The sequence below is a fragment of the Pontibacter sp. BAB1700 genome, from assembly GCF_000277005.1.
Classification (GTDB): Bacteria; Bacteroidota; Bacteroidia; order Cytophagales; family Hymenobacteraceae; genus Pontibacter; species Pontibacter lucknowensis.
In genome coordinates, this window is record NZ_AKIS01000125.1 from 15,705 (window position 1) to 27,146 (window position 11,442).

Consider the following 11,442-nt stretch of genomic DNA (forward strand, 5'->3'; position numbering starts at 1 on the left):
GTTGTGTTAAATCAAGGTATGGATGATTTTGTTACTCCACCACAAACTCCCTAGCCAAATCAAAACTCAGCGGCTTGTTGCGGCTGTGGATCTGCTCCAGGAAGCTGTCGAGCTCTTCTTTATACTCAAGGTGGTAATCTTCGTGCAGGTTCTTGCGTATCAGCTGCATGGTGCGCTGCAGGAGGCGTGCCGTAGCGGTATAGAAGGCTTTATAGTAGCTATCGAACTGGCCGGTGAAGTTGTCGAAGATCAGGCGTAACAGGTATAAGTGCAGGTCGATCTCCAACTTGGCGTCTTTGGTCACCGCTTGAAACGGGCAATCTCCTTGGCTGATTTGCGGAGCGATTTGGTAAGGGCGCGGCCCAGGTAACGACCAGTAGTGCCGATCATCAATTCATGGATTGTCTCAACAGTCTGGTCGTAGAGTTCTTCGGGTGTAAGCTCGCCCAACTCAATGGATAGCATGTCGTACAGCTCCGCGTCGCGGCGAGCGGCTTTGAGAATGATGGTTTCCTTTTCTTTGTCGCTCAGCTGCTTGACAGCTTTTTTGAAACCAGTGGAGACGGTAGGCATAAGGTATAGGCTAAGGTATAAAGCGGCAAACGCTCGCTGAAGCTGTTGGTTGCGTACATGCCGGCTATACCTGTAAAGCTAGGAAAAATTGGTTTGGTGTTCAAGATGCGGTAAGCTTGAAAACAAGATGGGGCTATACCTGTTAGAGGGGGTAGGTGTTGCTTTATTGCCCTCGCTCGCGTCCCGCGAGTGTGAGGTATTTGGTGGCGTCCCGCCACCTGTGCCGGCAGGYACACATTACAGCGGCCGGAGTCCGCATGATAGCTCACACTCGCGGGACGCGAGCGAGGGCAGTAGAGTTTGGACTCCCCCTCCTTTTGTTAGGAGGGGGCTGGGAGGAGGTAATCTTCAGGCGAAAATCCTGTTAATCTTTGAATCCTGTAAATCCTGATTCAGACAATTAATAACCCACTGTAAATCTTCCATTATCATTCCGCACGACCATGCTGCGCACCTTATATCCAATCTGCGGATTAGCCGTGCCTTGCGGATCGAAGCGTGAAACCGGGTCGATGAACGATGCGAAGTCTTCTCTTACATCAGTTCTTTTGCCGTTGTACTGGAATCGGGTCTTCGCATCAAAGCCGTGCAGCATCACTTTCACGTGGTTGAACTTCGTCTTGAAGTTGCCTTCCACATCGCCGAAGGTAATGGTCTTGCGGCGTGGGTCGTAGGTGATGGTGCGCTTGTAAAATGCGCCTTTCTGGTAGTCGTAGCTTTCGCCGTCGTCTTCGTAGTACACAAAGCTGTTGGCCACATCGCCGTGGTATACGTGTATGGTCAGCGTGTCAGTCGGCATCTCACCGGTGTGCTGCACCAGCGACTGCATCGGGATGATGCTGCTTTCCTTCACGTAGATCGGCAGTTTGTTGTACTGTACCCCGATCATCTCTTCGCGGTTGCCCTGCTTCACTTCGCCGGTCCAGAGATCGTACCACTTACCGCGCGGGAAGTATACCTTGCCGTAAGTTTTCGTGCTCTCAAACGGCATGATCAGGAAGGCCTTACCAAACTGGAACTGTGAGTCAAACTCGCTGTTGTATACCTTGTCGTCGTGGGTATAGTCGATGGCCAGCGTACGCATGAGCGGCTGTCCGTTTTGTGTGGACTCGTACATGTTGGAGTAGATGTACGGCATCAGGCGGTAGCGCAGGTTGATGAAGTTGCGGGCGATCTCGGTCACCTCTTCGCCAAAAGCCCACGGCTCGGCAGAGCGGGTGTTCACGCCGGTGTGGTTACGGAAGTATGGCGTAAAGGCTCCCAGCTGAATCCAGCGGGCAAACAGACCAACCGGAGCGTTGCCGGTGAAGCCACCAATGTCCATGGCCGAGAAACTTACACCTGTTACGCCAAGGCTGTTAAGCAAGCGTATACCCAGGAGCATGTGGCTATCTTCGGCGCGGTTGTCACCGGTCCAGATGGCGGAATAGCGCTGCGAACCGGAGTAGCCGGCACGGGAGAGGATAAACGGACGCTTGTTGGGCATATGCTGGCGGGCACCTTCGTAGCTGGCGCGGGCCATTTGCAGCCCGTACACGTTGCGGCCCTCTTTGTGCGTGGTGATGTTGCCCTCGAAGTTGAAAAGCACATTGTTCGGCATCTTCTGGCCCCATGTGGCAATCTCGTTCATGTCGTTCCAGAAGCCGTCCACATTCGTATCAGCAAAGAATTTGATTTCCTTTTTCCACCACTCACGGCCTTTCTCGCTCGTGAAATCCGGGAAGTGTGTCCAGCCCGGCCATACCTCGCCGGCGTAGTATTTACCATCCGGATACTTCAGGAACACATCGTCTTTCACACCACGTTCATAGGCGCCGTAGTCTTCTTCGATCTTGATGCCCGGGTCCACGATCACAGTGGTTCTAAAGCCCATATCCTTGAGCTTTTTGTTCATAGCGGCCGGATCCGGGAAGCGTGTCTTGTCCCAGGTGAAAAGTTTGTAGGCATCCATGTAGTGGATGTCGAGCGTGATACCGTCGGCAGGTATGCGCTTCTCACGCAGGGTTTGCGCAATGCGGAAAACCTCCGTCTCCGGATAGTAGGAATAGCGGTTCTGCTGGTAGCCCAGACTCCAGAGCGGCGGCAGTTCCATACGGCCGGTCAGGAAGGTATAGCTCCCGATGATGTCGGCCAGTTTGGTGTGGTAGAAGAAGTAGTAATCCATCTCGCCGCCCTGTGCCCCGAAGGAGGAGAAGCGGTCGTTGCTGGCTCCGAAGTTGAAATCACTTTGGTAGCTGTTATCGAAGAAGATGCCGTAGTTCAGTCCGTTGTGGATGCCGATGTAAAAAGGAAAGGTGGTATAAAGCGGGTCCTGGTTGGTGGTGTAGGCATAGGCGTCGGTATTCCAGTTGGTGTAGCCGCTGCCACGTCGATCAAGCCCGCCGGTTTTCTCACCCAGACCAATGAAGCGCTCGCCTTTCTGCATCTTCTTGTAGGTGGTCACTTCCTCCCCAATCCAGGAGGTCGTCAGTCCTTCTTCGTCCTGGTTGATCACTTTGCCGTCGCGGGTCAGGAAAGCAACAGAGAATGGGTTTTTGGTAATGCGCGCCTGCAGCGAGTCGGTCTGGATGGTGACTTCCTTGTCGTTTTGCGTGATATTCACTTTGGTTTGCTGCGGCTGCGTAACCACGGCGTAGGAAAAGTCTTTGCCAAGCGGCTGCTTGTCCATGCGCACGCGCACCACGGTTGGGGTATAGACCGTCACTTCCACGTGGTTATTCCGGTCGGTGGTCAGGCTTACTTTCTGTCCGGAGATGTTGACATTGTTCACGGAGCCGACTTCTCTGATCGGGCTGTTCTGCGCATACGATGGCAGGTATAGCGCCGTGGTCAGCAGGAGGGCAGCCAGCGCTTTGTAGAAAATCTTCATAGGGAGATTTTTGCTGAAAGGTTGAAAACAAAAGGTCTTTATATAGCAAACCCGGCCAAGCGAGACAGCCTGCCGGGTTTGCTTAATTTAAAAATGCAGTTCGCAGCAGTATGCTTCTATAAAGTTTTTGCACGATCCTGGCATCTTAAAGTTTGGTCAGGGAGTAGGTGTAGTTACCCGGATTCGCCAGATTGAGCACTACTTCATAATCTCCGGCTTCCTCTATCTTGATGTTGGCCGCGCCATACTCCAGGCTAGCGTCAGCATTGTCGTCACCTAAGTTTATATCCCAGGCATCGTTAGCTCTGAACTTGATCTCGCCAACAGACAGTTTTAAGGTTCCTTTCCATACCTGCTCCGTGGCATTGTATGACAGGTCCTGGTCAGAATCCCAGCCACCTGCAGTCGCATCCCCAATTACACCCCAGGTCGTTCTGATGGCTTCCCAGGTCATCTGGTTGGTATTGGCCTTGAGTAGGTAGTAGCCCGTGCCGTTCACTACTAAATTGTCCCCTTTTTCTGTCAGTGTTCCTTTGTTGCCGCTGCTGGTGCCGCCGAAGTCATTGTCCCAGTTAGGCTCAGGCGTAAACTTAAAGTTTGTCTGAGCCTCCGGGAAGTTCACATAACCTTCATACACACCATTATCATTCACAGATGATACCTTTGGTGCCTCGCCTGGGTTCCAGCCCTGGTGGCTGCCCGGTACCCACAGCGATACATACTCGATGATGTCGAGGAACGGCGTTACGTTGAAAGAAACTACGTTGGAATAAGCTGGTGTTACACTCTCTGCCACAGAAGATCGGACACGTGCCTGTATGGTGCCTTCGTTGTTTGGCGCCAGCCCCAGCTGCGTGGCCAGGGTGTTTAACTCCGCTACGGTCAAGGTTCTGCTCGTTGTGCCAGGTGTTGCTTCTATTTCTCTGGCCTCCTCAAAGTCACCACCTTCTGCAATAAACTGCAAGGTATAGGTAACAGCTGCCTGATAGCCGTAATCAGCGGCTGTCCAGTTCATGGTTATCGCATCTTCCCCTTTTGTTTCTGCTGTCAACTCCACACTGTTTTCAGTGGCAGCAAGGGTAGGAGCAGCACCAGGGCGCAGTACCAGCCGCTCTTCGTCTTTCTCGCAAGAGAACAGCACCAGCGACATAAGGCACAGGGTAAATAATTTATTTATCGTGCTTTTCATATTTGATGATTTCAAAATGTGATGTATCTATCCGGAAGCTGACCCCATTAGAGACCAACTTCCGGTCTGTTCAGATTATCGTGTATAGCCCGGGTTCTGTGTCAGGTTCGGGTTGGCGGTCAGGTCCGTGCTTGGGATCGGGTACAGTCGGCGGAATTCCTCCACACCTCTTCCTTCCGGAACGGCACCTTTCCATGGCCACACATAAGTAGCAGAAGTGAATCTGTTGAAGCGGATCAGGTCTGTTCTGCGGTGACCTTCCCATTTCAATTCACGGGCACGCTCGTTGATAATGAAGTCCAGCGTCAACTGTCCCTGGCTGATCGCACCACCGTTGCCTCGCACATTGCCAGTTGCATCTGTATAGGCACGGCGACGCAGTTGGTTTACGTAGTCAAGTGCGTCAGCTGCAGAACCACCGCCGCCACGTAGCACAGCCTCAGCATACATCAGGTATACATCAGCCAGGCGGAACATTGGGAAGTCAGTGTCCGGGTGGTTGCCACTCGGGTCAGAACCTGCCTGACCTGCTCTGTTCACGTTTTTGAATTTCGTGATCGGGTAGCCGTCTGTGAAAGTGAAAATGTCAGCGATCTCCAGGTTCTGTCCGTCGGTATGGAACATGGCGCGCTCATCCGGTGTGGCATTGGTGCTCGGGAAGAGCTCGACAATGTTCTTGGTCGTGCGCAGACCACCCCAGCCACCGTTGATGCCAAAAGCAGCTGCATTCATGTTGCCGCCGACTGGCGCATGTACCAGGTAAGTCATACCGCCCCAGGTTGTGGTGCGCAGACCGTCAAACGTGATCGGGAAAATGATCTCGCTTGAGGTATGGTTGTCAGCAAGGAACAGGTTGCCGTATTCTGCCTCCAGTTGGTAGCGACCAGAGTCGATCACGCGGCGGGAGTAGGTTACAGCATCTGCGTAACGGCCTTGGCCGGTGTAAACCTCCGCATTCAGGTATAGCTTGGCAAGCAGCGTCCAGGCTGCTGCCTTGTCAGCTCTGCCGTATTCAAATCCGGGTTCGCCCAGTTCACTCTCAATGGCCAGCAGCTCGCTCTCCACATAGCTGAACAGGTCGGCGCGTGTCGTCTGCTCCGGGAAGAAAGAACCTACACGGTCCTGCTCAGTCACGAAAGGCACGTTGCCATACAGGTCGAGCGCATGCCAATAGCTCAGAGCGCGCAGGAAGCGGGCTTCAGCACGGTAGCGTCTGGCTTCTTCCAGGTTCGCACCTGTGATGCCACGCTCGCTTAGCTGGGCATCCTGTGTCTCGCGGATAAACTCGTTTGTAAGCGATACCTGGTAGAAAATACGGTTGTAAAGTGCGCGCAGGAATTCGTTGGCCGGTGTCCAGTCCATGTCGTGGAGGTCGCGCAGGGTACCGTCGTTCCAGGCAATGATCGCCTCGTCAGTCGACAGCTCCTGGGCCTGCCAGTACTGGCGCAGGTAGTTGGAGAAGCCCTCGTCGATACCGCTGATGTCAGGACGACCAGCAGGGCCCTGCTGACCTGTCACCGCGTAGCCGGCATACATTTTGGCCAGGATGCTCTTGTAGTTGGCGAAGTCACGGTACACGTTAGCCGATACTACATCGTACTTCGGCTCTATGTCCAGACTGTGGTCGCAGGAAGCAGCAGACAGGGAAAGTACGCCTGCCAGTGCTATGTTTCTTATGTTTCTGAAATTCAGAGTTTTCATGGTTGGATGAATTAAAGATTAACAGTCAGACCTAAGGTATAAACACGCGGCCTAGGGTAGAAGTTATTGTCTATACCGCTGGCAATCTCAGGATCAAGACCGTTGTATTTGGTGATCACGAACAGGTTCTGGATGTTGGCGTTCAGTCGCAGATTCGCTTTCTCGTTGAAGATGCGGCCCACGTTGTAACCAAAGTTGATGTTCTCCATGCGCAGGAACGAAGCGTTCTCCATGTAGTAGTCAGAGAACAGCTGGTAGTTCATGAAGTTGGTCTCCAGTACGTTTGGCGACACGTTAGTGAGGTAGCCCGGGAACATGAAGGAACGGTAAGCGCCGTTGTTCGAGTACACGTTGTTATACATGTAGTTGCCCACGCTGCCACGCATCACCAGGCCCAGGTCGAAGTTGCCGTAGGTCAGGTTGGTGTTGAAGCCCAGGAAGAAATCCGGCTCCGGCTTTTTGTAGCGGTAACGGTCCGCTTCGCTGATCACACCGTCTTCGTTCAGGTCGGCATACAGACCTTCGATCGGGTTACCCTGCTCGTCGTATACCTGCTTGTATACATAGAACACATCCGGTGCATAGCCCACTGTTCTGATCTGGATGTTGTTACCCACACCACCGGCAATGCCGCCTACAGGGTAGCCTTCAAAGTTAGGGTCTTCGATCTTGTTCAGTTTCGTGATTTCGCGTTTCTGGTAGGTACCGTTTACGCCAATAGTCCAGTTTAATTTTTCAGTGCTAATGACATTATAGTTCAGCGCTGCTTCCAAACCTCTCGTTTCCATAGTGGCCGCGTTTGTAACCAACTCATTCACCAGGTTGGTACCGGCCGGGATGGATATCAGGGCGAGCAGGTCGCGCGTATCTTTAAAGAAGTAGTCGAGGCTACCGTTCACCTTGTTGTTGGCAAAGCCGAAGTCTATACCTGCGTTGTAAGTGGTCGTCTCTTCCCACTTAATGTCAGCGTCATAGCCCTCAGGACGGAGCAAGTTGTAAAACTGGTTGCCAAACTGGTACTGTGCAGTGTTATCGCTAACGGTATAGCGGGCCAGGTAAGGGAAGTAGCGGTTGGACACGCCTACAATATCCTGCTGACCTGTAACACCTACACCTACACGCAGTTTCAACTCAGAAACAACTGGTGAATTTCTCATGAAAGCTTCTTCATTGATCCTCCAGGCCAGTGCCAAAGCAGGGAAAGTACCCCAACGCACGTCATCACCAAAACGGGAGGTACCGTCAAGACGCACAGTAGCTGTCAGGATGTAGCGATCTAATAACACGTAATTGAGTCGACCAAAATAAGACTTAAGGCGGTAGATTTCATTTGTCGGTAGTCCTGGCTCCAGGTCGCTGAGCGGAGTGCCCTCTGCATCAGTTGGGATAAACTGTGGGCTTTCGTTTTCAAACTTCTGGAAAGAGTAACCTGCTGTCGCGTCGACGCGGCTGTTGATACCGGTCAGGTCTTTCACGTAGTTCAGGTAGAAGTCAACCAGACTGTTTTTCTTCTCCTGCTCGTACTGCGTTCTTCTGCCGTTGTTTGGAGCTTCCGGAGCAAAAGTAGCCGGATAGAAAGTAGAACCACTGCTGTTGGAGCGGTCAAAGCCCAAGTTGAGGTTTGCTCGCAGGTCAGGCAGGAAGTGGAGCTTATAGTCCAGCTGCACGTTACCAATGTGGCGTTTCACTTCGCCGCGGTCGTCACGCTGCTCCAGCATACTCACCGGGTTGCGGGTAGCCAGCGGGTTGTAGCGTCCGTTGGCATCCAGCCACTGGAAGTAGCCGCCAAACTGGTCGCTGCCAGACATCACAGGCTGCGTTGGGTCCATGGCCACGGCTGCCCGATGGCGCCTTCGTCAGCGAACTTGCTGTTGGTGATGGCTCCTTTGTAATTCAGGTTTACAGTCAGGTGATCGTCCAGGAAACGCGGGTTCAGGTTCACACCGATCGAACCACGCTTAAATTCGCCGGTGCGCAACACGCCGTCCTGGTTCAGGTAGCCCAGTGACACGCGGTAAGGCAGCATGCCTACCGAACCCCCTACGCTCAGGTTATTGTCAGTAGTGTAGGCTGTCTGGTAGATCTGGTCCTGCCAGTCGGTATTGGCATTGCCCAGCAGTGCGATCTGTGAAGGCGTGCCCTGCTCGTTCACTACCCTGCGGAACTCGTCGGCTGAGAGTACATCAACCGTTTTACCCACTTTGGAAAGTGAGTGCTGGGTTGTAAAAGTAACCCCGAGCTTTTGGCCGGCTGTGCCTTTTTTGGTGGTGATGATGATCACACCGTTGGAAGCACGTGAACCGTAAATGGCCGTAGCGGAAGCGTCTTTCAGGATGTTGAAAGTCTCGATATCATTCGGGTTGAGGAAACTAAGCGGGTTGGCAGCTCCTGATACATCTGAATTTTCGAGCGGCACACCGTCGATCACGATAAGCGGATCGTTGCTGGCGTTAAGCGATGCACCACCACGGATGCGGATACGGCTTCCGGAACCTGGCGCACCGCCGTTTGGTGTGATCTGCACACCGGCCACTTTGCCTTGTATCAATTGCTCAGGCGTCGTGATCTGGCCCTGCACAAAATCCTCAGAAGTTACCTGTGTTACAGCGCCAGAGATATCGGTTTTACGCTGGGTACCATAACCAACCACAACCACTTCCTGCAGCGCCTGCGCGTCGGTGCGCATGGTCACGTTCACCGTGGCCTGATTGCCGATGGCTACTTCCTGTGTTGTATAGCCGATGAAAGAAAACACAAGCGAACCACCAGATGCCGGCACAGGCAGGGTGAATTCGCCGTTTGCGTTGGTAGAAGTGCCGCGGGTGGTGCCTTTAAGCACAACCGTTACGCCTGGCAGTGTTTCGCCGTTCTCGTCTACTACACGGCCGCTTACAGTTACATCCTGTCGCACTTCAGTGCGGGGTTTGGCTACGGCGGTTGTTGCGGTGGCTGCGGCAGGACGTGCTTTCGAAATGATGTACACGCCTTTTACTTTCTTATATGCCAGGTTATTGCTGGCCAGGGTAGTGCCCAGGAACTCGTCCACATTCTGCACGCCGTTCTTTTGCTCCGGCACGATCAGTTGCAGGTCATCGGCCAGGCTTGCCTGGTAAGAGAACTGTATGCCGTGCGAATCTTTCAGCTCGCTGAGCAAATCCTTGAGCGACTTGCCCGTCAGGGCCTGTCCGGCGTTATGGTTCACTGCAAGGTTCGGACCTGGGCCCGGATAACCCTGAGCGGTCCCCGGTACCTGGAAGCAGCACAGCGCTACTGCCAGACCCAAGGATCGTAGTCTCTTGGTAGATTTATTTGACATAGATATGAGGTTAATTTATAGTGAGCTTATGTATATAGTTTTCTCTTTTTGGGTCACCTTCAGGTCAAAGGTCTCTGCCAGCGTGTTGACAATGTCTTCCGGGCCTTTTACTTCCAGAAAAGCAGTGACACGCTGCTCCGAGAGGGCCTGGCTGCCAAACTCCACTCTGTAGCCATACTGTTGCTCCATGAGTGTGCCTACTTCACGCAGGTATAGTTGTCGAAGTATACCTTGTTATGCTGCCAGGCAGTGTACAGTTCCGGATCTACACGCCGATGGCTAAAGCCATGCGCTGCAGATACTGTTATAAGATCGCCGGGTTGCATCTCCAGCTGTTTTGTTTCGCCATGTAGTGTGGTGCTCAGGTTCACTTTGCCGCTGGCCAGTACAACACGGTCTTCCTGATCGCGGTCGTATACGTTAAATTCCGTTCCCAGTACATTTATTTCAGTGCCTTTGCTGGTTGTTACGATAAACTGCTGTTTGTTAGCCTGTTGTGTTACCGAGAAAAAAGCCTCGCCGCGCATCTGTACGGTTCGGGGTTCATCATCATTCCATTTTTCAGGAATAGTTATACTGGAATTAGCGTTAAGTACTATTACGGATTTGTCAGAAAGTTGGATAATTCGCTTCTCGCCATAGGTAGTGGCGTAAGTCACCGGTTCGGACCTCTGGAGAGTGAAAAACAGGGCGGTAACAGCCAGCAAAACGACGATAACAGCCGCTGCAGACAGCCAGATTGCACGGCTGCGGCCCCAGAGGGAGAACACGTGACCGCTGTCATTTCCGTTTTCCCGGTCCTGCTGCATGGCTTTCTGCAACTGCTCCCACACCAGCGCTGCATCTTCATCACAGCTGTGGTCAGCAGCCTGCTCCTGCGAGAGCAATAGCACTAAACGACGCGCCTCGGCCAGTTCCTGCGCCTTTTCAGGATACTGCTCCGCTATCTGAGTCCAGTGCAAGGTGCTTTTTTGCGTAGGGTATTTTACCCATTGTATAAAGTCATGGTCAGCTGCCAGTTCAGTTGCAGTAGCTGTTGCGTAGTTCATGTCAGGCGTTTATTTGATGCAGTTTCAGCGTTTAGATGCGCTCTACATACAATAGCCTGCTATTCGGGATATTATCCCTTCCTTGAGCGAAAAAAATAAAAATAAATTCTAAATGCTTGTGAACAAGCGAGATAGGTGGTTTTAAAAGAAGAGTGCTAGGAGCAGGAGGGCGCTGTTGTGCAACAGTTGCTGCAGGCGGGCTATGGCTTTATAGGTAGTCTTGTACACGGAGTCCTGCCCAATGTCCATGATGGCGGCAATCTCCTCGTACTTGAGGTTGGCGTAGTACTTCAGAAAGATGACTTCCCGCTGCCTGGCCGGGAGCTGTGAAAGCAGCTCTGAAATCCGCTGGCGCGTCAGTTCAGCCGTCTGCAGTTGAATCAGGGTCTGCTCGTGGGAGTCCTCCAGCTCGAAGTGGTAGTTGTCAGGCAAGGACTCGTGCTGTTTGGCGCGATTGCCTTTTTTGATGATCTCGTTGCGGATGGATTTGAGGAGGTAATGCTGCACATTGGCTGGGCTGCCGATGGATTCACGGCTTTTCCAGAGCGAAAAGAACACCTGTTGCAGACAATCGCGTATAAGCTCCTTGTCAGGCGTGATCCGGTTGCCGTAGCGCAGCATGATGGGAGCAAAATGACGGTATAGCAGCGAAAAGTCGTCTTCGCTTCCTGCTTTAAATCTGCCCCAAACTTCCTGCTCGTCCATGCGCGATTGCACCGTTTTTGAAACGGAGTACAACAATTAT

Annotated in this window: 10 protein-coding genes; all 10 read right to left on the reverse strand. The window is 52.7% G+C overall.

From position 1 onward, the window contains the following. Window positions 1-31 precede the first annotated feature (31 nt). Window positions 32-304 (reverse strand): hypothetical protein, encoded by a 273-nt coding sequence (locus O71_RS25770; RefSeq protein ID WP_007658290.1) that lies wholly within the window; start codon window positions 302-304, stop codon window positions 32-34. Further along, window positions 301-573, reverse strand: a complete 273-nt coding sequence (locus tag O71_RS25775) for a hypothetical protein (protein ID WP_007658291.1) — start codon at window positions 571-573, stop codon at window positions 301-303. The genes O71_RS25770 and O71_RS25775 overlap by 4 nt, the downstream gene beginning before the upstream one ends. Window positions 574-973: 400 nt before the next feature. Further along, window positions 974-3,442, reverse strand: a complete 2,469-nt coding sequence (locus tag O71_RS14950; protein WP_007658292.1) for a TIM-barrel domain-containing protein — start codon at window positions 3,440-3,442, stop codon at window positions 974-976. Window positions 3,443-3,587: 145 nt separating this feature from the next. Beyond that, a complete protein-coding gene (locus O71_RS14955) occupies window positions 3,588-4,592 on the reverse strand; it encodes a SusE domain-containing protein (protein WP_007658293.1) in 1,005 nt (334 codons plus the stop codon). Window positions 4,593-4,706: 114 nt separating this feature from the next. Further along, complete coding sequence (locus O71_RS14960) at window positions 4,707-6,332, reverse strand: RagB/SusD family nutrient uptake outer membrane protein (RefSeq protein WP_007658301.1); 1,626 nt, start codon at window positions 6,330-6,332, stop codon at window positions 4,707-4,709. Window positions 6,333-6,343: 11 nt separating this feature from the next. Continuing rightward, the gene (locus tag O71_RS26580; RefSeq protein WP_155800932.1) at window positions 6,344-8,161 is read right to left on the reverse strand and encodes a SusC/RagA family TonB-linked outer membrane protein; all 1,818 of its coding nucleotides are present in this window, start codon (window positions 8,159-8,161) and stop codon (window positions 6,344-6,346) included. Then, window positions 8,140-9,648, reverse strand: a complete 1,509-nt coding sequence (locus O71_RS26585) for a SusC/RagA family TonB-linked outer membrane protein (RefSeq protein WP_081490512.1) — start codon at window positions 9,646-9,648, stop codon at window positions 8,140-8,142. Before O71_RS26585 ends, O71_RS26580 begins: the two co-directional genes overlap by 22 nt. Window positions 9,649-9,663: 15 nt before the next feature. Then, the gene (locus O71_RS23980; RefSeq protein WP_155800933.1) at window positions 9,664-9,837 is read right to left on the reverse strand and encodes a hypothetical protein; all 174 of its coding nucleotides are present in this window, start codon (window positions 9,835-9,837) and stop codon (window positions 9,664-9,666) included. A gap of 8 nt (window positions 9,838-9,845) precedes the next feature. Next, window positions 9,846-10,697 carry a FecR domain-containing protein gene (locus O71_RS14970; RefSeq protein ID WP_007658302.1) on the reverse strand — a complete coding sequence of 284 codons (852 nt, stop codon included), beginning with the start codon at window positions 10,695-10,697 and terminating at the stop codon, window positions 9,846-9,848. A 141-nt stretch (window positions 10,698-10,838) separates the two neighbouring features. Then, entirely contained in the window at window positions 10,839-11,414 is a 576-nt protein-coding gene (locus O71_RS14975) for an RNA polymerase sigma factor (protein ID WP_155800934.1), read from the reverse strand. Window positions 11,415-11,442: the final 28 nt, after the last annotated feature.